Below are 24,935 nucleotides of genomic sequence, written 5' to 3'. Positions count from 1 at the left end.
TGCGGGGCGGTCAGTTGCCGAGGCGGAGGCTGTAGAGGGAGTAGCCGTAGGCGGTGCCGCGGTGGATGCCCTGCATCCTGACGTAGCGGGTGTCGGTGGGGGTGAAGGTGAGGGTGTCGGTGCCGGCGGTGGTACGGCCGCGTTGCTGGGAGACGGTGGTCCACGTGGTGCCGTCGGTGGAGACCTGGAGGTCGTAGTCCCGGGCGTAGGCGGCCTCCCACACCAGGGTGGCGGCGCTGACGGTGTTCACCGTGCCGAGGTCGACCTGGAGCCACTGGTCGTCGGTGCGGTCGCTGGACCAGCGGGTGGTGCCGTTGTTGTCGAAGGCCCGGTCGGGGGTGAAGGCGGCCGTCTCGCTGGACGAGGCGGTGGCAGGCCGGCCGGCCGCGAGGTCGGCCGCGCCCCGGACGTCGAGGCTGTAGAGGGAGTAGCCGTAGGCGGTGCCGCGGTGGATGCCCTGCATCCGTACGTAGCGGGCGTCGGTGGGGGTGAAGGTCAGCTTGTCGGTACCGGCGGTGGTGCGGCCGCGTTGCTGGGAGACGGTGGTCCAGGTGGTGCCGTCGGTGGAGACCTGGAGGTCGTAGTCCCGGGCGTAGGCGCTCTCCCAGGTGAGGGTGGCGGAGGAGACCCGGCGTACCGAGCCGAGGTCGACCTGGAGCCACTCCCCGTCGGTGCGCTTGCTCGACCAGCGGGTGTCGGCGAGCCCGTCGGTGGCGTTGGACGCCTGCCACTTGGCCCCCTCGGTGGAGGACGCTGTGGTGGTGCGGCCGAGGGCGAGGTCGGCGGTGACGTCGTCGGACCCGAGGGTGTCGGGCAGGTAGCCGGTGCCGGGGCCCTGGCCGACGGCGCGGACGGTGTCCAGGAACGCCTGGTAGTCGGTACCGGCCCTGGTGCCGGACCACATCTTCTGGGCGAGGGCGGGCAGGCTCTTCTCGATCAGGCCGTGCACCTGGAGTTCCGTGTAGTCCTCGTGCACCAGGTCGTTCCAGACTCCCGGCATCGCACCGAGCAGGTGGGGGTCCTGCGGGGCGAGGCTCTGGTCGCCGGAGAAGACGTTGGGCTGCCAGCTGTCGAAGATCGCCTTCCCGTCGAGGCCCTGGCCGTGGTAGTAGTTCGCGAACGGCACGACGTACAGCCAGTTGTCGTTGGAGTTGATGACCTTGGGGTAGCCGTCGGCGATGGCCTGCTGGGGGCCGTACCAGCCGTTGTTCCAGCTGTCGACGGTGATGTCCTTGTCGTAGCCGGCGCCGCCGCCGGAGATCCCCTTCTGACTGCCCCACATGGTGACCTGCTTGCCCAGGCTCCGGACGTAGGGGGCGATGGTGTTGACGTACCCCTTGAAGTCGGCGGCCGGGCCCTTGTACTCGTCGGCGCCGATGCCGACGGTCGGGCCCCGGAACCACGGGGTGAACTCGGCGTAGACGGACTTCATGAAGTCGGTGGCGGCGGGCTTCGAGAGGTCCAACTCGTCGGAGTCGCCCTTGTGCAGGCCGATCCCCGGTTTGAACCTGGTGAACGCCCGGGCGTGGGCCGGTGCGTCGATCTCCGGGATGATGGTGACGCCGACCGCGGCCGCGGTGTCCTCGAAGGAGTCCCAGTCCGCCTTGGTGTAGGAGCCGTCGGCGGCGGCCAGTCCGGCGAAGGCGGGGTTGTCGCTCCTGAGGCGGAACGCCGCCTGCGCGGTCGACCAGTTCGCCGGGGATATCTCGTTGTCGTTCAGGTGGAGTTGGAGCGTGTTGAGCTTCTGGTAGCCCATCCACCTGATGTACGAGCGGATGAACTCGGGGGTGAAGTAGCGCCGTCCGACGTCGAGCATCAGCCCGCGCAGGGCGTAGTTCGGGTAGTCCACGACGGATCCGACCGGGAGGCTGCGGTGGTCCGCGGAGCCGGCGAGCAGCTGGAGCAGGGTCCGGGTGCCCTCGACGGCGCCCTGCTGCGCCGCCCCGGTGACGGTGACCAGTCCGCGGTCGGTGTCGATCCGGTAGGCCTCGGCCCTGAGTCGGGGCAGGACCGCCCCGAAGTCCGCGTCCGGGTCGACCTGGATGACGATGTCACCGTTACCGCCGGCATCCACCACGGGACTGATCTGATGGTTCGTCACGTCTGCTGTCTCGCCGGTGAATTGCTCTACCAGGCGGCGAAGTTCGGGGGAGTCGACGGGGGTGGCGACCCGGGGGTGGTCGGCCAGCACCACCCGCCCCTTGCCGCCTGTCCATTGCTGAACGGCGGGGACGACGGCGGGAGCCGCGTTCACCGGGACGGGATCAGCGGCGGCAGTGGACGCCGTGGGGAGCAGCAGGGCGAGCGTGGAGACCAGTGGCAGGCAGACCGGTCTTCCGGCGAGGAGAAGGGCTTTGAGCCGCATGGGGGTGACCTCGGGTGGGGTGGGGGGCGTGCACGGCGCGCGGGTGTGAGCCTCCGGCCGCCGGGTGGCACGATGTGCCGCCATGATGAGGCGCCCCGGCCGGGCCGCCAAGAGAGGTCTGGACCATTCGCTGAGATTTCGCGGTGCAGAACCGCCGGAACCGCCCGGATCGGGTGAGAGCGGACGACGGGACGGCTCCGGACTCCGGACCGAACACGAAGAGGCCTCCGCCAGGTCAACTGCCTGGCGGAGGCCTGTTCATGGACGAAGTGCCGGGTGGTCGATCCTCCCCGCGTACGGGTCCGATCAGGAACGGCGTCGGCTGAGCCGCAGGGCCCCCACGCCGGCGGCGAGGAACGCGGCGGAGAGGCCGAGGAGGACCGGGGTCTTCGGGGCGCCGGTCTGGGCCAGCTCGCCGTGGTGGTGGTTGTAGTGGTGCTGCTCGCCGCCGCCGTGGTGGGCCGGCGTGTGCGGGCGCGACGGCACCTCCTTGGCGACGAGCTTGATCTTGTTCAGGTTGTACGCGGACTGCTGGTTGGCCTGGCTCTGGTGGTTGGAGAGGTTGTTGGCCTGCGAGGCCGACTGGTTGTTGAGCGCGGAGTTCTGGGCACTGTTGTGCGCGGAGTTGTTCGAATTGCTGGTGGCGCTGTTGTTGGCGCTGTTGTTCAGATTGTTGGCCACGGTGTTCTGCACGACGACGGTCACGGCGACGTGCTGGTCCTGGCCCTGGTTCTGCTGGGCGTTCTGGTCCTGACCCTGGCCCTGGTTCTGGCCTTGGTTCTGGTCCTGGCCCTGACCCTGGTTCTGCTGGCCGTTCTGGCCCTGGTTCTGCTCCGAGCCGCCGTGTTCGCCGTGTTCGCCGTGTTCGCCGTGTTCGCCGTGTTCCCCGTGCTCGCCGTGTTCCCCGTGCTCGCCGTGTTCGCCGTGCTCCCCGTGTTCGCCGTGCTCCCCGTGCGGGGGAGCGCCGGGAGTCTCGGGCACGCAGATGCAGTCGGAGCCGCCGGGGCCGGGAACGTGGCCGTGGGTCTCGTGGCCGGGGGCCTGGTCGCAGGGCTTGCCGCCGTTGTCCCAGGCGCCTTCGGACTGGGCCGATTCCGGGGCCTTTTCCATCGGCTGGCCCTGCGCGCCGGGCCTGGTCGAGTCGTCCGGTTGCGCCGAACCCGGCGCCTGGCCGTCGAGCACGAGTCCCTCGGGCGTGATCCCCTCGGGGGCGATGCCCTCGGGCTCGGTGCCTTCGCCGGCGTCGGCGCGGTGGGCCGGGCGGACGACCTGCATCGACTGGAGGTCGCCGTTACTCCCGCTGCTCCAGGTGCCGTCCGATGAGACACCGCTCTCCTGGGCGAGCCGCAGCATGCTGTCGACCCATTCGCCCTGGGCCTGCGACGAGTCGGCGGTCACGCTGTGGTCGATGGCGGGGGAGGCGTGGGCCACACCGCCGGCGCCCCAGAGGAGGGCGGACGACGTCAGGCCCGACAGGACCAGGGTGGTGATTCGAGTTCGCATGACGCTCCTGGATGATCCGCAAAACGGATCTTCTGAATACGCGCTTCTACCATCGGGAGGCGAAATGCGCCGCCGCGAGTTAACCGGCCTGGCCCAATGAATTGCTGAGAACGGGGGACTGCCGCCCGCCCTCCGCGCTCCACCGCCCGCGCCGGTGCCCCGTCGCCGTCCCGGCCACGGATGCCCACCGTGACCGCGCGGGCCCCGACGGTGACATGCGGGGATCGTGATTTGCCCTGAACATCCCTTACATGAGGATCTCAATCCCGGCAGCAGTCCTCGCCGGCTGCACCGCCACCCTGCTCTTCCAGCCCCCGGCCGTCGCTACGGACAGCTCGGTCGACCCGGCGCCGCGTACCTCCGCCGGAGGCGGCTCGGTCACCTCGGTGGCCCTCACCTCCGGCGGAGCCGTCGCGCCCCGGGCCACCCGCGCGTTCGACCTCCTCGGCGTGGTCTGGGACGGCCCCCCGACCGCCCTGGCCGGCGGCTCCGTACGAGTCCGCACCCGCGATGCCGCCACCGGCCGCTGGGGTGACTGGCACACCCTGGAGACCGGTGCCGACGGGCCCGACTCCGCCCAGCGCGGTTCCACCGCCCCGCTGTGGGTCGGACACAGCAACGGCGTCGCGGTCGACGTGCACCCCGGTCCGGCCGGTCTCCCGCGCGGACTGCGGGTCGACCTGGTCGACCCCGGCCAGGGAGCCGCGGCCGCCGATGACCAGCCCCTCACCGAACACGCGGCCGGGCCCGAGGCCCCCACGGCTCCGCGCCCCGGCATCGTCACCCGGAAGGGCTGGGGTGCGGACGAGTCCATCCGCGAAGCGGGCTTCGTGTACACCGGTTCCGTTCGGGTGGCCTTCGTCCACCACACCGCGACCGCCACCGACTACGCCTGCTCCGACGCGCCCAAGGTGATCAGGAGCATCTACCTGTTCCACGTGCAGACCAACAAGTGGCGGGACATCGGCTACAACTTCCTGGTCGACCGCTGCGGCACCATCTACGAGGGCCGGGCCGGCGGCGTCAACCAGCCCGTGCTCGGTGCCCACACCCTCGGCTTCAACACCAACTCCTCCGGCATCGCCGCCATCGGGACGTTCAGCGAGGACAATCCGCCGCAGGAACTGCAGGACGGCATTGCCAAGATCGCCGCCTGGAAGCTCGACCTCGGCGGGTGGAAGGCCGACGGATCGGCCCAGCTCACTTCCGGCTCGGACAGCAGCCTCTACCCCAAGGGTACCGTCGTCGACTTCGCCTCCATCTCCGGCCACCGCGACGGCTTCGCCACCGAATGCCCCGGTGAGGCCCTGTACCACCGACTCCCCGACATCCGGGACACGGCGGGCCGCCTCCAGAGGTGACGGTCCGGCGGTCCGTCGACGCGCCGTGAGCCCCGTCCCGGCTACCCGTCGGCGGACCGCACCCGCTCCACCAGGAGGACCACCGCGGCATCGTCCGACTCCCTGCCGGTGAAGGCCTCCAGATCCGCACACAGCAGGTCCGCGCGCTCCTCCGGGCCGCCCGCCCGCCACCCACTGGTCCCCGCGAGTCGCACCAGGCGCTCCTCCAGCGGGTAGCGCAAACCCCCGCAGCCGCGGGCCCCGGCCACACCCTCGGAGCACACCACCAGGGTCTGCCCCGGGACGAAGGGCTCCTGACGCAAGAGCGGCTCGCCCAGGGCCAGTTCGGCCAGGCCCACGGGCGGGCCCGGCTCGCACGCCACGGTCCGCACGCCGTCGTCGTGGGCGACCAGCGGCAACGGCGCATGCCCGCACGACAGGAGCAGCACCTCCGCCGCGCCGGAGAACTCCGCGAACACGGCCGTCACGAGCACACCGGCCGCCACCGCCCCGGACACGCACGACTCCGCCCTGGCCGCCACCCCGGCCAGGGACGGCTCGTACTGTGCGGCCTCCCGGATCTCCCCGGCCACCCTGGCGATCACCCGCACCGCCGCCGGCCGGCCGCCACCCCGGACATCGCCCATCACCATCCGGACCCCGAACGGCGTCTCCAGCACCTCGCACAGCACGCCCCGGTCCTGGCCGGGCTCGGCCGTCGACACCCGCCGAACCGTCACCGCCAGGTCCCCCACTCGGCCGGGCGGTCGGAGCACCCCGCGCCGCACCGGACCCACCGTCGGCCCCGGCGCCCGGCGGCGTGCCCTGCGCAGCCGGGCGACGCCCCCGAGGACCGCGACGGCCGCCAGGCAGCTGACCGCCGTGCCCGTGAGCAGCCGTCCGCAACCTGCGGCGAGGTCCCGCCGCGGCTCCAGCACCGTCCGCACGGCGATCGATGCCAGATGGAGGACGAAGGCCGCCCACGGGACGGCCTGGAGCACCGATGACTCCAGGGCGGGTGCGAAAATCGCGAGGGCGGCGGAATGCGCCGACCTGCTGAGCAAATCCGTTCCCGCGAGTACCCCGAGCGCCGACACCGTCAGCACCAGGCCGCGTGTGGAGAAAGTCGGAGTCGACATGCCGCGACCTTAGAGGAACGGCGGATCCGATCGCTCTCCGCGCGCATTCGACACCCGGAGTACGGCCGGCCTCACGATCGCTTCGGACGCCTCGGACGCCTTGGACAAGGGGTTCTGAGGGTGAGGAAGACATTCTCGGGGATATCGTCGATATGACTAGTATCATTTGCTGGGAATGCCCTCGGGCAGGCTCGGTGAGTCCGTCCGGAAAGGCCGCGTCGCGCTACCCTGTGTCAATATTTCCGACCCGACGGGAAAGCGCAGATGACCGCAGAGACATCATGGTTCGACGGCACCGCGGGGATGCGCTGCGGAACGGCGGCGGAGCGGTGCCAGTACAAGAACCTCCCCCTGTGCGACCTCCCCCCGCTCGGTGTCGTCCGCCGCGCCCGGCTCGCCTTCGAGGACCTGCGCGAGAGCCGGAGCGGTCTTCCCGCACCCGGCCGGCCCTCCCGCTTCTCCGTGGGGGACTGGGTCCGGGTGAAGGACGAGGCGGCGGTGCGTGCCACCCTCGACGCCGAGGACCGGCATCGAGGGCTCTGGTTCACCCGTAGCCAATGGTCGTTCTGCGGTGGGGTCCACCGCGTCGAGCGCGTCGTGCGGCGCATGGTGGACGACCACTACCGCATGCGGCGCCTGGCGGACACCGTCACCCTGGCCGGCGCCACCTGTCACGGCGCCGACGGCACCCAGGGCTGCGGACTGGACTGCGCCCTGCTGTTCCGCGACGCATGGCTGGAGCCGGCCTCCGCGCCGCTCCCGCCCGCCCGGCCGGCCACGCGATGGGCCACCGTGCGGAGTCTCGCGGAGATCAGCGCGACCCTCGGGGCCGACGGCCGCCTGGACGGCGTGCCCTTCCAGCCCGGCATGGAACGCCACGTCGGCACCCGCCACGGAGCCTTCGAGCTGCGCCACCGGTCGCTCGCGTGGTGGCAACGGCCCGCCGGAGGACGGTGGTTCATCCTCCGGGGTCTCCGCTGCGGCGGCGAGCCGGTGGCCAACGGCTGCGACCGCCAGTGCGCACTGCTCTGGCACGAGTCCTGGCTGCGGCTGGAGCCCGGCACCGCCGATTCCTGATCGCGTCGCGAGCTCCGGCTCCGCGGACACCCGTGGGCCGTCAACTGTGCCTTGTCAGCTGCGAGTTGTCAGCGCTGCCAGCGGTCGCGCGCCAACTTGGCGATCATGCGCAGCGGCCCGTCCCGGTCGCCGATGTAGGCACGGGGAATCGCGTACCGCCCGCCGTGGGCTCCGGGGCTGACCGCGCACCCGTAGCTGTAGCCGGCTCCCGCCACCGCCGCCACGGCAGCGGCGTCGAGCGAGCCGTAGGGGTAGCAGAACCCCGCGACCTCCTGCCCCGTGAGGTCTTCCAGCGCACGGCGGCTGCCGGTGACCTGGGCCGCCAGATCCCGGGCACCGAGGCCCGCCAGGCGCTGGTGCGTCAATCCGTGCGAGCCGATCTCCAGTCCGGCGGCGACGACCTCACGGACCTGGTGTGCCGTCATCAACGGTTTGCGCGGGCCCAGTTGGTCCCAGTCGTTGTACCCGCCCAGTCGGCCGGCCACCACGTAGACCGTCGCGGTGAAGCCGTACTCCACCAGTGCGGGCATGACCTCCTCGGTGAAGTCGCGGTACCCGTCGTCGAAACTGAGCCCGACCAACCCCCGAGCGGTGCCCTCCCGATGGCAGCGCAGCAGGGTTTCCACCGCCACCCCGCGCAGGCCCCACGAGGACAGCCAGCGCAGCTGGCGACGAAAGCGCGCGGGGGAAACGGTGATCATATAGGGGTCGTCGCGTGCGATCGCCACGGAGTGGTACATCAGCGTCCACGGGAAATGCCCCGCCGTCGTGCCGGTCGCCTGACCTGGAATGCTGCGTGGTCGGATGAATCGCACGTTCTGCTCCAGCTCCTCGGCGGCACCGCGTGTATCGGATGGAGTTCAAGGAAAATGAGATTCTGACAGCGATGGACCGGCTGTCCATCCGCGCCCGGCCAACCCGGAGCTTTTCACCCGAATGGCAGACCGGCCGGGGTGCTGTCGACCGCTGGGAGGCAAGGGCCCCTCGGGGCCGTGGGGTGTGTCCTGCCCCGGGCCTGTCCGCGGGGTGCGGGCAGGCCCGGGGGTTGGTGGGCGGTGGGGGCGGGTCAGGTGCGGGTGGCGGTGAGGAGGTGGTAGTCGAGGAGGCCGTGGCGCCAGGCGGGGAGGAAGTTGCGGGTCCAGTGGTCGTTGGGGACGGTGTCGGCGAGGTAGCGGTCGAGGCCGGGCCAGACGTCGGGGCCGATGGACTCGGTGCCGACGTCGGTGAAGCCGGCGTCGGTGAGGTCGCCGGTGAAGCCGTCGAGGGTGTGGGCGACGTCGAGTCCGTCGGCGAAGCTGGCGAGGAGGATCTTGAGGCGTTCGGCGATCTCGGGGCCGGGGGCGGCGAAGAAGGTGGTGACGACCAGGCGGCCGTCGGGGCGCAGGACCCGGGCGGCTTCGCGGGCGAAACCGCCGAGTTCGCGGAAGTGCTGGGCGGCCTCGACGGAGTAGACGCCGTCCAGGGTGGCGTCGGCGAAGGGGAGTTGGGCGGCGGAGCCGAGGGTGTAGGCGAGCCGGTCGGGGTAGGTGGCCAGGGCGCGGGCGTTCACGGCGCGGGCGCGTTCGATCTGGTCGGGGTGGATGTCGACACCGGTGACGGAGGCGAAGCGGAACTCCCGTAGCGCGAGCGCCGTACCGAGGCCGCGGCCGCAGCCGACCTCCGCCAGGCGCAGCTGTCCGCGTGGCTCCGGGAAGGCGTTCAGCACCCGGCGGTAGAGCTGCTCCTGGCTGTGCACCCGGTCCTCGGCGGACGGGGCGGTCAGGTCGATGCCGTGCCAGTCACCGAAGTTGATGAATCCGCCCGCGAAGGACGGCGCGGTGCTGAGGTCGTCGGCACCGTAGGTGCGGCGCACTGTCGGGGGGATGTGGTTGTGGTCCATGGGCCGTCGGGTCTCCTGCTCGTGGGCGCCCGGCGGTCGGGCGCGCCGAGGTACGTACCCAAACCTGTGGTGGTCCGAACACGGTACGTGACGGGGCGGGTTCGGGGTTGACGGGGCGTGGAAACCCGGTGTCCGACGGGGGTGCGGGTTCGCTACAGTCCGCCGGTGGCCGATCGGACCGGCCCGATCCACCGGACACGCCCCAGGGCCAGAGCACGAGGAGCACGACCCCGCATGAGCACCGACGACCGACCCGTACCCTCGTTGACCGGTGGCGAGCGCCAGATGCTGCGCGAGTTCCTGGACTTCCACCGGGCGACCCTGGCCATGAAGTGCGAGGGCCTGACCGACGAACAGCTGCGGCAGCGCTCCAGTCCGCCGTCCGCGCTGAGCCTGCTCGGGCTGGTGCGGCACATGGCCGAGGTGGAGCGCACCTGGTTCCGCCGGGTGATCGACGGCGAGGACGTCCCGCTGGTCTGGTCCACCGACGGGGACTACCAGGTGGCCTACGACCCGACCGGGGCCACCCGTGCCGAGGCCTTCGCCGCCTGGCGGGCCGAGGTCGAGCACTCGCGCCGGATCGAGCTGGCGGCGCCCTCGCTGGACGTCACCGGCTACCAGGCGCGCTGGGGGGCCGAGGTGTCGCTGCGGCTGGTGATGCTGCACCTGATCCACGAGTACGCCCGGCACAACGGGCACGCGGACTTCCTGCGGGAGGCCATCGACGGCACGGTCGGGGCGTAGGGCCTGGGGTCGGGGTGCCGGGTCGGGGCCGGGGTGGCGGGCTACCAGCCGAGCAGGTGGGTGCGGGCGGTGAGGACCGCCAGCACCGACTTGGCGGTGGTCTCCGGCGTGAGGTCGGTGGTGTCCAGCTCGTGCGGGGTGGCGGGGGCCGCGCCGGTGAGGACGACGTAGTGCAGGGCCGCGCCGGTGGTGCGGCTCTCGCGGCGGAAGGTGTCCAGGGCCGCCGGGGCGTCGGCGCACTCGACGACGACCTGGTAGCCGCCGGTGGCGTAGGCGAAGGCGGCCTGGGCGGCGGCCGCGAGCGCGGTGGCCTGCTGCCGGTCGGCCCCGGGCAGCTGCGGCGGAACCTGGCCGTTGCGGATGACCCGGAGGAAATCGTCCGTCCGCAGGTGGACGCTCGGGCGCAGCTCCTGGACGAGCAGCCCCGCGACCGGGCTGCCGCCCCCTGCTCCACCGGCGGCCCCGGCGGGATCGGCGGCCCCGGCGGGGTCGACGAGGACGAGGACGCCTCCGGCGCCCCGGCCGCCCCCGAGCTCCGGCCCACCTACGGTCGTACGGTTCACAGCTGCTGATCCCTTCGCGGGCCGGGGACGGGACGGGTACGGACGGGCAGCCGGGGCGAGACGGTGGGCGTGCGGAGGAGCCGGTCGCCCCGGATACGGACAGCCGACCGCCTCGTCCCTACGACTGATGCGTTTCGGGGATCAACCTAGTCCAAACGGGTGCCCCGAGTCGTCCCCCTCCCAGCCGGTGGGCGGGTCGCCGGACCCGTTCAGCACTCCTCGGCGCGCAGCACGATCGGGTTGGTGAGGGCCGCCATCGGCCCCCACGGCAGGTCCGGACCCATCGCGTTGCCCTTGCCGGGCGTCCCGTCCGCCCTCGGGTGGCGCACCTCGGCGCGGACGTAGGCGGCCAGCGAGGCCGTGGTGCGCCAGACGACCGTGCCGGAGCCGTCGGCGGGCAGCGACTCCTGGTGCAGCTGCCCCTCGTCGGTGATCAGCCGGACGGTGCCGCCGGGCACGCCGGAGACGGCGAGCCGGACGTCCACCGGGGCGTCGGCCGGGACGGTCAGCTCCTCACCGATGCCCGCCCGGCGGCCGTGGCCGGTGGCGGTGAGGTCGAGCCGGACGGCGGCGGACTCGGCCAGCCAGCTGCGCCCGGCGCGCAGCCCGTCGAGGACGGCGTCGCGGGTGAGGTCCTCGGCGAGGACGACGTTGTGCGGCAGGCCGATGACCTGGGGCGCGCTGTGGGCGTCGCTGTTGCCCATCGCGGGCCGCCAGGAGCGGCCGCCCCGCAGGGCCACCGCGAGCTCGGAGTCCCAGGTGTCGACGGCCGACTCGTCGTCGTAGGTCCACGGCCCGTTCCACACCTCGACGGCGTCGGCCTGCTCGTAGCCGAACTTCCACTGGCAGGCGACGTACGGGCAGTACGGGTGCGCGGGCACCACCAGGCCGCCGGAGCGGTGGACCTGGCGGACGAAGCGCGGGAACTCCTCGTCGCGCGAGCGGTAGCGCCAGTCGACGAACTGGCCGGCCTCCAGGCCCAGGGCCAGCCAGTGGCCGTTGCGGGTGGTGACCTCCTCGCCGGGCACGATCAGCAGGTCCGGGCCGGCCAGCGGACCCCAGACGGCGTGCGAGGAGCTGGTGTTGTGGTCGGTGGAGACGATGAAGTCCAGGCCCGCGGCGCGGGCCCCGGCGGCCACCTCCTCGGGCAGGCGGCGGCCGTCGGAGTGCACGGTGTGCAGGTGGCAGTCGCCCCGGTACCAGGCCCGGCCGCGGCCGCGGGCCCGCTCCGGCGGGTAGTGCGGGGTGAACTCCGGCCCCGGCTCGCCGAACCGGAGGGTCACCTCGACGTGGTACTCCAGGCCCTGCGGGGCGACCTGGTACGGGCCCAGGACGAGGTGCCAGGTGCCCGGGTTGATCGGGCCGGGGAGGTAGCCCGGGGTGGCGGAGCCGCGGGCGAGCGCGAACTCGGTGCGGAAGCCGCCGGACCAGCCGCGGAAGCCGTCGCCGCCGAGGTCGGTGCCGCGCTCGTCGAAGATGCCGATGTCGCAGGAGTTGCCGGGGGTGCCGGCCGGGACCGGCGGCTTGTCGTAGCCGTAGGAGACGGCGATCTCGCGGACGCCCTCGGGGACTTCGAGCGGGAGGTAGACGAAGTCGGGGCAGCCGGTGGGGAGGTGGCCGGTGAGGGTGAGGGTGCGGTCGGTCCGGTCCGCGTCCTGGTTCGTGTCGCGGTTCGGGGCGGCCGAGGCGGTGCCCGCAGCACCGGCCGTGGCGGCCAGGCCGAGGGCGGTGGCGGCGCCGGTGGCGAGGCCGGTGCGGAGCAGGTCGCGGCGGGCGGGGTGCGGGGGAGCGGCGGGGTGCGCGGGCCGGGCGGGGGGTGTCGGGTCCGCGGGAGGTGTGGGGTCGGCGGGAGGTGTGGGGTCGGCGGGAGGTGTGGGGTCGGCGGGCATCGGGGCCTCCGGGCTGGGGTGGGCTGGTCCGTCCGTTCGCCTACCCCCGGGGGTGAACCCGGGGTGAGGCGGGACCCACCGGGGTGGGGCGGGCCGGTGAAAGAGGGGCCCGGCCAGGGCGGGGCGAGTTGCGGGGAGTGACGGATGACCGGTTCATAGTCATGTGGTGGTTCGTACGGCAGGTGACGACGGGGCGGTCGGGAGGCAGGCGTGGCACTGAGTCGGCGGACGCTGCTGGCGGCGGTGGTGGGCGGCGGTGCGCTGGCTGGGTGCGGGTCGGGGCGCGGCGCGGAGGGGCGCGAGGCGGCCGTCGGCTCGACGGGGACTCCTGCGGGGACCTCTTCGCCGAGTCCTTCGGCGACCTCTACGCCGAGCCCTTCGGCGGCGCCTTCGGGGAGTCCCGCGGGGAGTCCCGCAGGCACGGCGTCGGCCGCACCCTCCGCTGCCGCGACCCCCCGGGAGCCGGGCCGGGCCGAGCTGGTCCAGCGCTACGCGGCCGTGGCACCGACCGCCTGGGGCCTGGACCTCCCCGGGGTGGTCACCGGACTGCCGGAGGGTCAGCAGGCCACGGCGCTCACCTTCGACGCCTGCGGGGGGCCCGGCGGGAGCCGCTACGACGCCGAGCTGATCGACTTCCTGCGCGCCCACGAGGTCCCGGCCACGCTGTTCCTGAACGCCCGCTGGATCGACGCCAATCCGCGCACCTTCGAACAGCTCGCCGCCGACCCGCTGTTCGAGATCGGCAACCACGGCACCGTGCACCGCCCGCTGTCCGTGACCGGCCGTTCGGCCGAGGGGATCGCGGGTACGGGCGGGGTCGGCGAGGTGTACGACGAGGTGGCGGGCAACGCCCACAAGCTGACCGAGCTGCTCGGGCACCCGCCGCGGTTCTTCCGCTCCGGCACCGCGTACTACGACGACGTCGCGGTCCGGGTGGTCGCCGACCTGGGCGAACGGATCGCCGGGTTCACCGTGAACGCGGACGGCGGGGCGACCCTCCCGGCCGCCGAGGTGCGGCAGGAGGTGGCGTCGGCGCCGCCGGGGGCGATCGTCATCGGGCACATGAACCAGCCCGGCCACGGCACCGCCCGCGGGGTGGCGGCGGCGCTGCCGGGGCTGCTGGCGGCGGGGCGGAGGTTCGTCCGGTTGTCCGACGTGCTGTGAGCCCGAGGGTCAGGCCAGGCGGAGGCCGCCCGGGTGCCGCTCCTCGATGATGTCGACCAGCCAGTCGAAGACCGTCGGGCCCTTGCCCGCCCGGGCGGCGGCCAGCTCGGCCGCGACCCGTTCGCGGTTGGTGGGGTGGACCCGGGGGAGCTGCCGCTCCAGCTGGCGGACCGTCTCCGGGTAGCCGAGGGCACGGCGGGAGGCCTCGTGGTCGCGCCACTCGATGACGTAGTCGTCGTCGTCCGGCGTGCCGAAGCCGCCGCTGAGGCAGTCGGCGAAGGCGTCCAGGTTGCGGCCGAAGTAGCCGTCGGCGCCGATCTTCCGACCGACCTCCGCCCAGAAGTCCTCCAGGTTGCCGATCTTCCCGCCGTCGAGCACATAGGTCACCGTCACGGGGACGAGGATATGCCCGGGCGGCGAACCGCCGGGTGGCGGCCGGTTACGGGTGGACGGCGATCGCGGTGGCGAGCAGGCCGTCGCGCACCGCCCAGCGGCCCTCGAAGCCGTCCAGGCGGCGGCCGCCGACCACCGGGCCGGGGACCAGCAGCCGGGCGGTGAAGGTGCCGTCGGGGGAGAGGTCGAGCTCGGCCTCGTGGAAGTCCAGCCACAGCCGGGTGAGCGGGAACCAGGCCTTGTAGACCGACTCCTTGGCGCTGAACAGGATGCGGTCCCACGGCGTGTCCGGGTGTTCGGCGGCGAGCTTCGCCAGCCGTTCCTGCTCGACCGGCAGGGCGACGGAGTCCAGCACGCCCTCGGGGAGCGGCAGTGCGGGCTCGGCGTCGATGCCCACCGAGGCCAGGGTGCCGGCCCGGGTGACGGCGGCCGCGCGGAAGCCGTCGCAGTGGGTGAGGCTGCCGATCACGCCGTCCGGCCAGCTCGGCGCCCCGCGCAGGCCCGGGACGAGCGGGCGGTACGGGACGCCGAGGCGGGCCAGCGCGGTGCGGGCGCAGTGGCGGACGGTGGTGAACTCGCGGCGGCGCTTGTCCACGGCGCGGGCGACGGCGGCCTCCTCGGCGGGCTCCAGCCGGGCCTCGGGCGGGTCGTCGTAGGCCACCTCGGTCACCACGACGTCCGGCAGCAGGTCCCCGATCATGCGTTCCCCCCTGGGTCGGCGAGCGCGGGCGGCGGGCCGCGCGGAGCGAGCCTAACGCGGGCGGGCGGGCCCGGTCCGTGATCTTCGGCAAATCGGGGCCGCCCGCCCGGCGGCCGTCACTGGAAGGCGATGGTCACTGAAAGGTGGTCACTCGAAGGCGGCCGCCGCCTCGCGCAGGGCCCGGGCGATCGTCTCCGGGTCGTACGGCGCGGGAGCGCGGCGGGCGGACGTTCGGCCTTGGCACGGGGGCGGCGGGCTTACTGATGTGCGGAGCGGAAGCAATTCCGATCCGGCGCAGGGCGTTCCTGCGCCGGGGTCGGGTGCTGCCCGGGTGCGGGACGGTGGTGACCGCCCGTCACTGTCCGAGCAGGTGGGCGAAGTCCAGTCCGAGGCTGCCGAGGACGGGCAGTGCGCCGAGGTCGGTCACGCCGCCGACCGGGATGCTGTAGCCCTGGTTCACCTCGCGGGTCGCGGGTGCGGCGGCGGGCGAGGGGGCGGCGAGGGCCGGTGCGGCGAGGGCCGGGCTCAGGGCGGCGCCGAGGAGCAGGGCGGCGAGGGCGGTGCGCATGGGGGCGGGCCTCCGGGGCGGGCGGTCGTGACGGCCTGTCAACACCCTGTGTGGTGAGGCGGTCACGCATCTTCGCCCCTTCGGCCGCATTGGTAAAGATCCTTGCCTTGTGTTCATGGCAACACCGGGGAGGTCTGGACCATGCCGAGGACGGGCGCATACGTTCCTTTCACCGGGTGGGCATCGGATCGTCGGATCGTTCACCGAACTGCACTGTGGCCTCGGTGACTTCTGGCTGTCATGCCCATGACCTTTCCCGGGATCGTCGAACCGGAGGGAACGAACCATGCGCGCCATCGGCAAGAACCTCAGGATCCTCGCGGGAGCCCCGCTCGCCGCCGCCGCCCTCATCGCCCTGACGGCCGGCTCCGCCAGCGCCGCGATACCGATCAACAAGCCGATGACCGGCAAGGCCACGTACTACACCGACGCGGGCTACGGCGCCTGCGGCACCCAGATCAACGCCTCCAACCAGATGCTGGTCGCCGTCTCGCACACCTGGTGGACCACCGCGAACCCCAACAACGACCCGGTGTGCAAGGGCATCTCGGTCAAGGTCACGTACCAGGGCAAGACCATCACCGTCCCGGTGAAGGACCAGTGTCCGTCCTGCGACTCCACCCACATCGACCTCAGCCAGCCCGCCTTCGCCAAGCTGGCCCCGCTCGACAAGGGCGTGATCAGCGGCCTCACCTGGCAGTTCGTCAAGGCCGGGCTGAACGGCAGGACCGTCGAGCTGTCCGAGCCCGTCACCGGCTCGACCATCGGCTGACGGCCGCCCACCCCGCCGGGCCCACCTCGGCCGCTCGCGCGCGTGCCCACGGGCTCGTGCGTGTGCGTACGGGCGTGGGCCCGGAGGTCTCAACTGCCAGGCGGGGAGGCCGCTGTGGCGCCGAGCCGTGGGGCCATGGCGAGCAGCAGCTGGACCGCCGGGGAGGCCGTCCGGGGGCTGTGGGCCAGGCCCAGTGAGACCGTCGGCGCCGGGCGGGCCAGGCGGCGCAGGCTGACACCGGGGATCCGGAAGACCCGGGCCCGGCCCTCCGGGATCGGCGCGATGCCGTGGCCCGCCGCCACCGCGAGCAGCAGCTGCTCGTCGTCCGGCTCCTCGCGGACGATCCGGGGCGGCCGGTCGGGCCAGAGCTGGCCGGTGATCGACGCGTGCATCCCGGGCCCGTTGTCGCGCGGCCACAGCACCACCGGCTCGTCCCGGATCGCGCCCCGGTCGAGCCGGCCGCGGCCCCGGGCGAGCGGGTGGCCGCTCGGCACCGCGAGCAGCAGTTCCTCCTCGGCGATGACCCGGCAGGCCAGCTCGGGGACGTCCAGCGGCGGACGGACGAAGGCCGCGTCCAGCCGCCCGGCGAGCAGCTCGTCGACGTTGAGGGCGGTCCAGCCGGTCTGCAGGGCGACGTCCACCCGGGGGTAGCGACTGCGGAACTCGCCCATCAGGGTGTCCGAGACGCCGCCGCGGGCCGAGCGGGTGTACGCCACCCGCAGGCTGCCCTGCTGCCCCCGGGCCACCGCCGCGATCCGCCGGTCGGCCTCGGCCACCCGGTGCAGCAGCTGCCGGGCCTCCTCGGCGACCGCGCCGCCGATCGGGGTCAACGTGCAGCCCCTGCTGGTGCGTTCGACCAGCTGCACGCCGAGCTGCCGCTCCAGCGCCTTGATCTGCTGGCTCAGTGCGGGCTGGGCCACCCGCAGTCGGCGGGCGGCCCGGGTGAAGTTCAACTCCTCGGCCAGGACAGCGAAGTAACGCATGCGACGGAGGTCCACCGGGCGATGATAGGCCCGCCGCGGTGGACCGGCGCCGGGCCCGCGCACCGCCCACCGGCGGCGATAAGGGCGCCTTATCGCCGGAGGACGCAACCGGTCTTGGACGCCTCGCCGCCCGCCCCGCTTTCCTGGAGTCCGGCCGCCGCGGCCGGATCGGCCGGATCGGCCGGCGGGGAGTCGGTGGGAGGGGATCACCGTGGGTGTGGGCGTTGCTACGGGTGTTGCTACGGGTGTTGGTACGGGCGTGGATGCGGATCCGGACCTGGGCGTGGGCCTGGACGTGGTCGTGATCGGCAGCGGGATCATCGGGCTCACCACGGCCCTGCGCCTCCAGGAGCGGGGCCTGCGGGTCGGGGTGGTGACGGCGGACGGGCTGCTGTCCACGGTCTCGGCCGTGGCCGCCGCCGTCTGGTACCCGGTGGGTGTGGAGGCGGGCGGGCAGGTGGCCGCCTGGTCGGCCGCCACCTACGCCGAACTCGCCCGGCAGGCCCGGGCCGGCGTGCCCGGCGTCGTCCTGCGCGACACCTGGATGCCCGCGCTCCGGCGTCAGGACGGCGGCACCCCCTGGTGGGGCGCCGGCGTCCCCGACCTGCGCCGACTGGAGCCGGCCGACCTCGCCCCGGCCTACGCGGACGGCTGGCGGTTCACCGCCCCCACGGTCGAGATGCCGCGCTACCTGCCCTGGCTGCTCGGCCGCTTCCGTGAGGGCGGCGGCAAGGTGCTCCACCGGCGGCTCGACACCCTTCGGCAGGCCGGCGCCTGGGCGCCCGTGGTGGTCAACGCGGCCGGCCTCGGCGCCCGGCTGCTGTGCGGCGACGACGCGGTGCGGCCGGTGCGGGGACAGCTCGCCCTGGTGCGCAACCCCGGTCTGCGGGCCTCGCTGCGGATCCAGGACGAACCGGCCGGGTACACCTACGTCCACCCGCGCAGCCGGGACGTCGTCCTCGGCGGCACCTTCGAGGAGGGCAGCTGGGACCTCCGCGGCGACCGGGCGGCGGCCGAGGCGATCCTGGCCCGGTGCGCGGTGCACGTCCCCGAGCTGCGCGGAGCCGAACTCATCGGCTGCCCGGTCGGCCTGCGGCCCGACCGCAGGGGCGGGGTGCGGCTGGCGGTCGAGGAGTCGGCCGATGGGGAAGCGGTGGGCGGGGAGGCGGCGGCCGGGCTCCGGATCGTGCACAACTACGGGCACGGCGGCGCGGGCGTGACACTGAGCTGGGGGTGTGCGGACGCGGTGGTGGAGCTGGTCGGGGCGGGTGCCCGGATCCGATGATTCGTCCTGCGGGGTGCTGCCGTCGGTGACTAGAATCCCGGTCCGTCGTGCGGTCGTTCCGCCCCGAAATCCATTCCTGCGGAGGAGTCTTGGCCTCGATCACCCTCGACGCCGAGCGCCGCGTCCGCGCCGACGCCGGACGCGTCCGGATCGCCGCCGTCGACGCGCTGCGCTCGCTCGGCTTCCAGGTCACCTCGGAGCAGGCAACCGTGGTGGAGGCCCGGCGCGGCTCGGTCGTGCGCTCCGCCATGCTGCTGCCCGACGAAGTCCCGCTCGCGGCGCGGCTCCAGTTCGCTGCCGCTGCCGCGGCCGACGGGAACGGCACCACGGTTGCGGTGCACCTCACCGACCGGGCCGTCTCGGTGGTCGCCCTCGGTGTGCAGTCCCCGTACGTGACGGCTTACCAGAACGCGCTGTTCGCCCTCGACCGGGCGCTGACCGCCCTCGACCCCGAGGCGGCGACGGACTTCCCGCAGCCCCGCTGGTGGACCAGCGCACCCCAGGCCGAGACGCTGGCCCGGCACCACCAGACCGGGCAACGGGTGGTCGGCGGGGTCACCGCCATGATCAACGACCGGCTCTCCGGCACCCCCCGGCGCACCGGGCCCTCGCTCTGGAGCGGGGTGCAGGGCGCCGTCTTCCACTCCCGCGCGGGCGTACTCGGCCTGGACCACTCCGCCCTGGCCGCCCTGCTGGCGATACCGGTGATGATGAGCAGCCGGCCGGACGGCGTACCGGAACAACTCGGCGCCGGAGTGGCCCGGTTGGCCGCCGAGGTGGAGGGCTGCCTGGCGGCGGTCGGGTTCGGTGTGGTGGACGTGCGGATCGGCAGCGAACAGCGCCCCGTCTTCGAGTTCCTGTACCGCCAGTTCGGCATCCGCTCCCAGCTGCCGGTCCGCACCCTGTGCACCTGCCGGGACTGCCGGCAGACCAAGGTGGTGAACCTGGACCTCCAGCGGATGCGGGAACGGCGGAGGCGGCTCAAGCTCATCACCACCGTCGTCCGGGCCGGCCACGGCAAGAACGGTGAGATCAACCCCTTCGCGATGATCGGGGCGTTCCTCCAACAGGGCAGGGTCGAGCCCGACTTCATCTGCTCGCGCTGCGAGAGCACGGCGGCCGACGAACACCCGGTGACCTTCTGCCCGGGCTGCGGGGACATGCGTACGGAGGGGGCGCTGATCAGCTGCGGCGAGTGCGGGTACGACTTCGAGGCGCTGGTGGCGGGGCTGGCGGTGTGGGGCGCGGCGCCGCCTCCGGTGCCGCCGGTGCCGCCGGTGGCGCCCCTGCCTCCGGTGGCGCCGCCGCGCCCGGCCGTCCCGCCGAGGCCGGCCGTGGCCCCGATACCGGCGCCGCCCGCGGCGCCGCCCGTTGCCCCGCCCGCCGCGTCGCCTGCTGTGCCGCCCGGCTTCGGCCCGCCGCCCGAGGGCTTCACCCCGCCGCCGCCTCCGACCTGCGGCATCTGCGGCGGCAGCTACCCCGTGCTGTGGTCCGTCCAGGTCCTGGACGGCGCCAACCCCCGTCCGCTCACCGTCTGCCGCACCTCCCCGCACTGCTCCCCGCCCTCGGTGATCGCCCCGGTGCGGATGCCGTCCTGAGGCGGGTGGTGCGACCCGCGTTCCGCGCAGGGCTGATACCGGGCCACGGCCGCCACCGAGTGCTCTCGGTGGCGGCCGTGGCGGTTCTCCGGGCAGGTGGGGATGCCGTCAGTGGGCGGTTCCGTGGGTCAGGAAGGGAGCGATCCTCGGCGTTCCGGTGCCGATCCCGTTGACGATGTCGCTGATGCTGCTGTAGTTGCGGCCGTCGATCCTGACGGTGGGGCGCTGGGAGTCACCGTTCTGCTCCCGGTAGACGAGGCGCGACAGCTCGTCCCAGCTGTTCTCCAGGCCGGCTCCGAAGGGGCCCAGGTTGTCGTAGCGCTGGGCGCCGTCCTGCTGTCCGCCGGTCTCGATCGAGGCGGCGATGCGGTTCTCGATCCAACCGAAACGGGCCGCCTCGGAGGTCGCTCCGATCATGGCGGCGAGTGGGGCGCGGGCTTGGTCCCGGGAGCCTTCGGAGACCCCGAAGAGCGTGCTGAGGAAGCCGTAGAAGGCCGCTCCGCTGTAGCGCTGGGCACCGCGGGCCTCGGGGCTGGCGAGGTCCGAGTAGTGGGAGGAGTACCGGAGGTTCTCGAGGAGGCCGTCCCGCGGGTAGGCGGCGGCGAACCGGGTGCTGAGGTACGTCGGAGCGTCGCTGAACCGCCAGTTCCGCCCCGAGGCGGTGAAGCCGTCGAGGTACAGGTTGTCGAGGCGCAGGTAGAGCGAGAGCCGGTGCGTGTTGATCGGGTCGCTGTAGTCGTTCACGCTGATCTCGATGTACCGCCCGGTGGCCGTGGTGGTCCGTGCCAGGGCGGGGGCGATGCTGGTTCCGGAGAGCTCCCTGAGCTGCCTGATCATGCTCCGGTAGTTCGCCGCGGGACGGCTGCCCCCAGCGGCGAGTCCGGTGATGTCCCAGGTGACGACCGACCAGTAGTTGCTGGTGTCGGCCTTGGCGGTCGGGGCGGCCTTGAACTGGGCCACGGAGAACAGGGCGACGAGTGAGAGCAGGAGCGCCGTCAGGCGCTTCGAGCCGCCGAGAGAGCGGTTTGCTGCGGGCATGGACCAGGGGGCCTTTCTGGGCGTGCATGACATGGTGTGCTGCGGTGGTGCGTCGGGCAGGGCCTGACGCGTACGGCGATGCATACTCCGTATGTACGGAACCACGGGCCGACGATGCCCGCGGGTTCAGCTGGTGGACAACGGCTTCGGAGGCCGGTTCCTGAATCTGCCGGTCCGGGTCGCGCTCGCGCCACAGGGCGAAGCAGTGGAACGCCGCCGAGGCCAGGCCGGCAGGCCATGGGACGCTGCCGAACCGTCAAGAACGGGACTGGACGTCCGCTGGGACCCGGCCCCGGCGTGGTGGTACTGGGTTCACCAGGGATGCGGATACAAGATCCATAGCGGGCCCGTGTCGGGGTGCTCTAACGTCGAGCCATGACGATTCCACCCCGGTTGGGGCGCCTGGCGCGGCGGGCGCGGCGGGACACCGGCTTCCTGGCCACGGGTGTCCCGCTGCACCTGGCGCTGGTGCCCGTGTGGGCCTGGGGCGCGGCGACCATTGCCAGGACGGGGGACTGGGCGCTCGTGCTCCCGGTGTCCGTCGCCCTGGTTCTGAGCGTTGCCCCGATGCTGACGATGGTTCAGCGGTACCGGCACCGGGCGCTGCTCGGGGTGGACATCCGTCGCTCGGCGCCCGTTGCGCAGTGGTGGTCTCCCGCCACGGCCCTGCGGTGGCTCTCCTCGCCGCGCGCCTGGCGCCAGGTCGGGTACCACCTGGTGCTGGGCCCGCCGGCGGCCCTGGCGGAGCTGTTGGTGCTGGTGGCGGCGGCGGTGGGTCTGGCGGGCGCCACCGGGTACGGCTGGGTGTGGGCGCTGCCGGTCGGGGCGCGGCGCGTATGGTTCGGCTGGGCGACACTGATGCCGTGCTACACCGTGCTCGGCCTCCTGCTGCTGTCCCTCCTGCCCTGGCTCGCCGGGGTGGTGGCCCGGGCGGAGTCGCGCTCCGCCGCGGCGCTGCTCGGACCCAGCCGGGCCGATCGGCTCCAGGAGCGGGTCGCGTACCTGGCGACCAGCCGCACCGATCTGATCGAGGCGGTCGATGCCGAGCGCCGCCGGATCGAGCGCGACCTGCACGACGGCACCCAGCAGCGGCTGGTCTCGCTGGCGGTCAACCTGGGACTGGCCATGGCCACCAGCCCCGACCTGCCGGGCGAGACCCGTGCGATGCTGGCGGAAGCGCACCTGGAGGCGAAGGCGGCGATCGCCGAACTCGGCGACATGGTACGCGGGTTGCATCCGGCGGTGCTCGAGGACCGGGGCCTGGACGCGGCGTTGTCCGGACTGGCCGCCCGCGTTCCGCTGCCGGTGCGCCTGCGGGTCGAGCTGCCGGAACGGGCGGCGCCCGCCGTGGAGTCGGTTGCGTACTTCGTGATCTCCGAGGCGCTGGCGAACGTGACCAAGCACGCCGGCGCCTCGCGGGTCGAGGTGACGGTCCGACGGGTCGGGACGGTCCTGCGGTTGAACGTCACCGACGACGGGCTGGGCGGCGCCGACCCCTCCGGTGGTACGGGGTTGAGCGGGCTGGCCAAGCGGGTGGGCTCCGTCGACGGCGTCCTCCGGCTCAGCAGCCCCGTCGGGGGACCGACGACCGTGACGGTGGAGCTGCCGTGCGCGCGGTGATCGCCGAGGACTCGGTGCTGTTGCGGGTCGGCCTGGTCAAGGTGCTGGAGATGGGCGGCTTCCAGGTCGTCGCCGAAGTCGGCGATGCGGAGGCGCTGTTGGCCGCCGTCGAGGAGCACCGGCCCGAACTCGCCCTGGTGGACGTCCGGATGCCGCCCAGCTTCACCGACGAGGGCGTGCGGGCGGCCACGGCGATCCGCCGCAGCCGGCCGCGCACGGCGGTGGTCCTGCTCTCGCAGTACGTGGAGGAGCGCTACGCCGCTGACCTGTTGGCGAACAACACGAGCGGAGTGGGCTACCTGCTCAAGCAACGCGTGGCCGATGTCCAGGACTTCGCGGCAGCGGTACGGCGGGTGGCCGAAGGGGGGACGGCGCTGGACCCCCAGGTCGTCGCCCAACTCCTGCTCCGCCGCGGCGACCCGCTGGCCGCCCTGACCCCGCGCGAGCGGGAGGTGCTGGCCCTGATGGCGGAGGGCCGCTCCAACGCCGGCATCGCCGAGGCGCTGACGGTCGGTGAGAGCGCGGTGGCCAAGCACATCAACAACATCCTCGCCAAACTCGACCTGCCGGTGGCCGATGCGGACCACCGCCGGGTGCTCGCCGTGCTGCGCTTCCTGGGCGCGTCCAGGGACTGAACCCCGGGGGCGGGGGCGGGCCCGCTTGTTCGCGTCCAGTCCCGTCGTGGTCCTCGGGCACCCGTGCGGCCGCGCGCACGGTGGCGTCAGGCGTGGATCGGACGCAGCACCGCGTAGTACGCGAACGGCGGACCGTACAGCCGGGCGACCCGCAGCCCGGCTCCCTCCGCCAGGCTGATCAGCGAGGACGGCCGGATCTGGTGCCGGTCGAAGAACTCGCCGACCACCAGTCGCCCGAACGGCTTCAACGTCCGGCGCAGCTCGGCCAGCGTGCGCGCCGGATCCGGGATCTCGCCCAGCGCCGTCACCAGGTAGGCCGCATCGAACGAGCCGTCCGCAAAAGGAAGTTCATGTGCGTCGGCGCAGGTCGGCACGATGGTGCCGACGCCCTGCTCCTTGGCCCGGCGGCCCACGTGGTCGAGCATCTCCTGCTGGATGTCCACGATGTCCAGCTGCCCGTCCGGGCCCAGCTGCGGTGCGACGTGCAGCGACTGCAGGCCGGTTCCGGGGCCGATCTCCAGGATCCTCTCGCCCTCCCGGGCCTGCAGCACGTGGTCCAGACGCTTCAAGGTCAGGAACGGCAGTGGCAGGTCGAGCAGCCAGTGCTGGGAGTACGGGTAGGGCGCGGAGTCGGTGAACCACCAGGTGGCGACGGCGGCGGCAGCGCCCGCGCCGATCAATGCTCGTGAATTCCTCATCATTCCTCCATAAATGTCCGACTAGGGCCATCGAGAGCAGCTCTGATGGTCCGTCAGGTGTGTTTGTGTGCAGTCGACTTGCGTCGGAGCGCCGGCGCTGCGGACCGGACCGCAGGCGCGCCGATCACGTCACGAGCTGTTCCGCTCAGCGGCCCGGCCGAGGGAAGGTCCGGGTCGCGAGAACCGCGCAGGCCAGCGCCAGCGGAACCTCGGCGAAGGCCGCCATGAACGCCGCCTGCGTGAAGTCCGAACCCGGGGCGGCCGTCATGGTGTCGAACCAGGCGTCGACCAGCAGCAGGGCCGAGGTCGCGGCGGAGGCCAGGCAGGCCCGGCGGTCGCCGCGCCTGAGGAGCAGTCCGGTGGAGAGCAGGCCGAGCGCCTCAAGGCCGTCCAGACCCGTCCACGTCCAGGCCCAGTGCGAGGCCCGAGCGGTGGCCGGCAGCCCGGTGTGCAGGAAGACCAGCCAGGGAATCATCGCCAGCCCGAGCGCGGTGAGGACCGTGGCCCCTCGGCGAAGCAGCAGCGGGAACGTCGGAGCGGCCGCGGCCTTCGGAAGGATCCGCCGGGCACCGGCGTCCGAACCGGCGTCCCCGCCGACCGGACGGAGCGAATGAACGCCGGTCGGCTGAGTGCTCGCCATGACACCTGACTCCCTCCCGTGCCCGTTCCTCGGGCACGGCATCAGCATGTCGTTCGCGCGCGCCGGAGGCAGTAGCGCTCCTATCCGAGTTGATGGTGGTGCTAGGTACCGTTCGTCGGGGCGGCCATGACCGACTTCGTGACGACCGCTTCTCGCGCGGCGGCCGCGCGACCAACTCCGGCGACGCGGCGCGGGTCTGCGCCCGCGCCCGCGCCCGCGCCTGCGGACTCGCAGGCGCGGGCGGGAGGGATGCTCTTATGGATGTCAAGCAGCGATGGTGAGCTGCTCGGTGGTGGTGCTCGGTGTGCTGGGCGTGGTCAGGACTCGGTAGATCTCTCGGGC

General features: G+C 73.1%; 23 protein-coding genes. 9 read left to right on the top strand and 14 right to left on the bottom strand.

The genetic code is table 11. The features are described 5' to 3' along the window. Positions 1-10 precede the first annotated feature (10 nt). A complete protein-coding gene (locus ACFC1T_RS32980) occupies positions 11-2,365 on the bottom strand; it encodes a discoidin domain-containing protein (protein ID WP_375894870.1) in 2,355 nt (784 codons plus the stop codon). 306 nt (positions 2,366-2,671) lie between these two features. Next, a complete protein-coding gene (locus tag ACFC1T_RS32975; RefSeq protein WP_375894867.1) occupies positions 2,672-3,868 on the bottom strand; it encodes a hypothetical protein in 1,197 nt (398 codons plus the stop codon). A 251-nt stretch (positions 3,869-4,119) separates the two neighbouring features. Here ACFC1T_RS32975 and ACFC1T_RS32970 point away from each other — a divergent pair, with 251 nt between their 5' ends. Then, on the top strand, positions 4,120-5,229 hold the full coding sequence (locus tag ACFC1T_RS32970; protein ID WP_375894864.1) for a peptidoglycan recognition protein: 1,110 nt from the start codon (positions 4,120-4,122) through the stop codon (positions 5,227-5,229). A 41-nt stretch (positions 5,230-5,270) separates the two neighbouring features. Here the strand turns inward: ACFC1T_RS32970 and ACFC1T_RS32965 are convergent, their stop codons facing one another. Then, positions 5,271-6,347 (bottom strand): PP2C family protein-serine/threonine phosphatase, encoded by a 1,077-nt coding sequence (locus ACFC1T_RS32965; RefSeq protein ID WP_375894861.1) that lies wholly within the window; start codon positions 6,345-6,347, stop codon positions 5,271-5,273. A gap of 264 nt (positions 6,348-6,611) precedes the next feature. On the opposite strand from ACFC1T_RS32965, the gene ACFC1T_RS32960 reads away from it, so the two are divergent. Continuing rightward, on the top strand, positions 6,612-7,424 hold the full coding sequence (locus tag ACFC1T_RS32960) for a hypothetical protein (protein ID WP_375894859.1): 813 nt from the start codon (positions 6,612-6,614) through the stop codon (positions 7,422-7,424). A 68-nt stretch (positions 7,425-7,492) separates the two neighbouring features. On the opposite strand, the gene ACFC1T_RS32955 is transcribed toward ACFC1T_RS32960, so the two are convergent. Together ACFC1T_RS32955 and ACFC1T_RS32950 are read right to left on the bottom strand one after the other, a co-directional pair. Next, the gene (locus ACFC1T_RS32955) at positions 7,493-8,239 is read right to left on the bottom strand and encodes a polysaccharide deacetylase family protein (protein WP_375894858.1); all 747 of its coding nucleotides are present in this window, start codon (positions 8,237-8,239) and stop codon (positions 7,493-7,495) included. A 251-nt stretch (positions 8,240-8,490) separates the two neighbouring features. Continuing rightward, on the bottom strand, positions 8,491-9,303 hold the full coding sequence (locus ACFC1T_RS32950; RefSeq protein ID WP_375894856.1) for a class I SAM-dependent methyltransferase: 813 nt from the start codon (positions 9,301-9,303) through the stop codon (positions 8,491-8,493). Between the two features lie 234 nt (positions 9,304-9,537). Between ACFC1T_RS32950 and ACFC1T_RS32945 the strand changes: the two genes are divergently transcribed. Further along, the gene (locus tag ACFC1T_RS32945; protein ID WP_375894854.1) at positions 9,538-10,047 is read left to right on the top strand and encodes a DinB family protein; all 510 of its coding nucleotides are present in this window, start codon (positions 9,538-9,540) and stop codon (positions 10,045-10,047) included. Between the two features lie 41 nt (positions 10,048-10,088). Here the strand turns inward: ACFC1T_RS32945 and ACFC1T_RS32940 are convergent, their stop codons facing one another. Continuing rightward, positions 10,089-10,610: a hypothetical protein gene (locus ACFC1T_RS32940; protein ID WP_375894852.1), complete on the bottom strand. Its 522-nt coding sequence runs from the start codon at positions 10,608-10,610 to the stop codon at positions 10,089-10,091. 209 nt (positions 10,611-10,819) lie between these two features. Continuing rightward, positions 10,820-12,499, bottom strand: coding sequence for a CehA/McbA family metallohydrolase (locus tag ACFC1T_RS32935; protein ID WP_375894850.1), 1,680 nt, complete (start codon positions 12,497-12,499; stop codon positions 10,820-10,822). 498 nt (positions 12,500-12,997) lie between these two features. On the opposite strand from ACFC1T_RS32935, the gene ACFC1T_RS32930 reads away from it, so the two are divergent. Then, entirely contained in the window at positions 12,998-13,663 is a 666-nt protein-coding gene (locus ACFC1T_RS32930; protein ID WP_375894848.1) for a polysaccharide deacetylase family protein, read from the top strand. Positions 13,664-13,672: 9 nt separating this feature from the next. Here the strand turns inward: ACFC1T_RS32930 and ACFC1T_RS32925 are convergent, their stop codons facing one another. From ACFC1T_RS32925 to ACFC1T_RS32915, 3 genes are all read right to left on the bottom strand, one after another. Next, positions 13,673-14,056 (bottom strand): barstar family protein, encoded by a 384-nt coding sequence (locus ACFC1T_RS32925; RefSeq protein ID WP_375894846.1) that lies wholly within the window; start codon positions 14,054-14,056, stop codon positions 13,673-13,675. 46 nt (positions 14,057-14,102) lie between these two features. Continuing rightward, positions 14,103-14,756, bottom strand: a complete 654-nt coding sequence (locus ACFC1T_RS32920) for a 4'-phosphopantetheinyl transferase (RefSeq protein WP_375894844.1) — start codon at positions 14,754-14,756, stop codon at positions 14,103-14,105. Positions 14,757-15,111: 355 nt separating this feature from the next. After that, entirely contained in the window at positions 15,112-15,324 is a 213-nt protein-coding gene (locus tag ACFC1T_RS32915; RefSeq protein WP_375894843.1) for a hypothetical protein, read from the bottom strand. Between the two features lie 286 nt (positions 15,325-15,610). Between ACFC1T_RS32915 and ACFC1T_RS32910 the strand changes: the two genes are divergently transcribed. Further along, the gene (locus ACFC1T_RS32910; RefSeq protein WP_375894841.1) at positions 15,611-16,096 is read left to right on the top strand and encodes a cysteine/serine endopeptidase inhibitor; all 486 of its coding nucleotides are present in this window, start codon (positions 15,611-15,613) and stop codon (positions 16,094-16,096) included. 89 nt (positions 16,097-16,185) lie between these two features. Here ACFC1T_RS32910 and ACFC1T_RS32905 read toward each other — a convergent pair whose 3' ends face one another. After that, on the bottom strand, positions 16,186-17,079 hold the full coding sequence (locus tag ACFC1T_RS32905) for a LysR family transcriptional regulator (RefSeq protein ID WP_375894839.1): 894 nt from the start codon (positions 17,077-17,079) through the stop codon (positions 16,186-16,188). A 259-nt stretch (positions 17,080-17,338) separates the two neighbouring features. Here ACFC1T_RS32905 and ACFC1T_RS32900 point away from each other — a divergent pair, with 259 nt between their 5' ends. Together ACFC1T_RS32900 and ACFC1T_RS32895 are read left to right on the top strand one after the other, a co-directional pair. Next, complete coding sequence (locus tag ACFC1T_RS32900; protein ID WP_375894837.1) at positions 17,339-18,364, top strand: FAD-dependent oxidoreductase; 1,026 nt, start codon at positions 17,339-17,341, stop codon at positions 18,362-18,364. Positions 18,365-18,453: 89 nt separating this feature from the next. After that, complete coding sequence (locus ACFC1T_RS32895) at positions 18,454-19,962, top strand: hypothetical protein (RefSeq protein ID WP_375894834.1); 1,509 nt, start codon at positions 18,454-18,456, stop codon at positions 19,960-19,962. 108 nt (positions 19,963-20,070) lie between these two features. Here ACFC1T_RS32895 and ACFC1T_RS32890 read toward each other — a convergent pair whose 3' ends face one another. Further along, positions 20,071-21,000 (bottom strand): ribosome-inactivating family protein, encoded by a 930-nt coding sequence (locus tag ACFC1T_RS32890; RefSeq protein WP_375894832.1) that lies wholly within the window; start codon positions 20,998-21,000, stop codon positions 20,071-20,073. A 375-nt stretch (positions 21,001-21,375) separates the two neighbouring features. On the opposite strand from ACFC1T_RS32890, the gene ACFC1T_RS32885 reads away from it, so the two are divergent. Next, positions 21,376-22,620 carry a sensor histidine kinase gene (locus tag ACFC1T_RS32885; RefSeq protein ID WP_375894830.1) on the top strand — a complete coding sequence of 415 codons (1,245 nt, stop codon included), beginning with the start codon at positions 21,376-21,378 and terminating at the stop codon, positions 22,618-22,620. After that, a complete protein-coding gene (locus ACFC1T_RS32880; RefSeq protein ID WP_375894827.1) occupies positions 22,608-23,255 on the top strand; it encodes a response regulator in 648 nt (215 codons plus the stop codon). The genes ACFC1T_RS32885 and ACFC1T_RS32880 overlap by 13 nt, the downstream gene beginning before the upstream one ends. Before the next feature lie 86 nt (positions 23,256-23,341). Here ACFC1T_RS32880 and ACFC1T_RS32875 read toward each other — a convergent pair whose 3' ends face one another. Continuing rightward, a complete protein-coding gene (locus tag ACFC1T_RS32875) occupies positions 23,342-23,953 on the bottom strand; it encodes a class I SAM-dependent methyltransferase (protein ID WP_375894825.1) in 612 nt (203 codons plus the stop codon). Positions 23,954-24,098: 145 nt separating this feature from the next. Beyond that, on the bottom strand, positions 24,099-24,593 hold the full coding sequence (locus ACFC1T_RS32870; protein WP_375894822.1) for a hypothetical protein: 495 nt from the start codon (positions 24,591-24,593) through the stop codon (positions 24,099-24,101). Positions 24,594-24,935: the final 342 nt, after the last annotated feature.

The sequence above is a fragment of the Kitasatospora sp. NPDC056076 genome (assembly GCF_042266305.1).
Lineage (GTDB): Bacteria > Actinomycetota > Actinomycetes > Streptomycetales > Streptomycetaceae > Kitasatospora.
The sequence above is the reverse complement of the archived record's forward strand: the minus strand, read 5'-3'. Positions and strand labels throughout refer to the sequence as shown.

Coding starts and splice junctions, on each gene's coding strand:
- ACFC1T_RS32915 (WP_375894843.1), bottom strand. CDS start 15,324: ATGCGCACCGCCCTCGCCGCCCTGCTCCTCGGCGCCGCCCTGAGCCCG.
- ACFC1T_RS32945 (WP_375894854.1), top strand. CDS start 9,538: ATGAGCACCGACGACCGACCCGTACCCTCGTTGACCGGTGGCGAGCGC.
- ACFC1T_RS32970 (WP_375894864.1), top strand. CDS start 4,120: ATGAGGATCTCAATCCCGGCAGCAGTCCTCGCCGGCTGCACCGCCACC.
- ACFC1T_RS32950 (WP_375894856.1), bottom strand. CDS start 9,303: ATGGACCACAACCACATCCCCCCGACAGTGCGCCGCACCTACGGTGCC.
- ACFC1T_RS32905 (WP_375894839.1), bottom strand. CDS start 17,079: ATGCGTTACTTCGCTGTCCTGGCCGAGGAGTTGAACTTCACCCGGGCC.
- ACFC1T_RS32980 (WP_375894870.1), bottom strand. CDS start 2,365: ATGCGGCTCAAAGCCCTTCTCCTCGCCGGAAGACCGGTCTGCCTGCCA.
- ACFC1T_RS32975 (WP_375894867.1), bottom strand. CDS start 3,868: ATGCGAACTCGAATCACCACCCTGGTCCTGTCGGGCCTGACGTCGTCC.
- ACFC1T_RS32870 (WP_375894822.1), bottom strand. CDS start 24,593: ATGGCGAGCACTCAGCCGACCGGCGTTCATTCGCTCCGTCCGGTCGGC.
- ACFC1T_RS32920 (WP_375894844.1), bottom strand. CDS start 14,756: ATGATCGGGGACCTGCTGCCGGACGTCGTGGTGACCGAGGTGGCCTAC.
- ACFC1T_RS32910 (WP_375894841.1), top strand. CDS start 15,611: ATGCGCGCCATCGGCAAGAACCTCAGGATCCTCGCGGGAGCCCCGCTC.
- ACFC1T_RS32960 (WP_375894859.1), top strand. CDS start 6,612: ATGACCGCAGAGACATCATGGTTCGACGGCACCGCGGGGATGCGCTGC.
- ACFC1T_RS32875 (WP_375894825.1), bottom strand. CDS start 23,953: ATGAGGAATTCACGAGCATTGATCGGCGCGGGCGCTGCCGCCGCCGTC.
- ACFC1T_RS32965 (WP_375894861.1), bottom strand. CDS start 6,347: ATGTCGACTCCGACTTTCTCCACACGCGGCCTGGTGCTGACGGTGTCG.
- ACFC1T_RS32890 (WP_375894832.1), bottom strand. CDS start 21,000: ATGCCCGCAGCAAACCGCTCTCTCGGCGGCTCGAAGCGCCTGACGGCG.
- ACFC1T_RS32885 (WP_375894830.1), top strand. CDS start 21,376: ATGACGATTCCACCCCGGTTGGGGCGCCTGGCGCGGCGGGCGCGGCGG.
- ACFC1T_RS32935 (WP_375894850.1), bottom strand. CDS start 12,499: ATGCCCGCCGACCCCACACCTCCCGCCGACCCCACACCTCCCGCCGAC.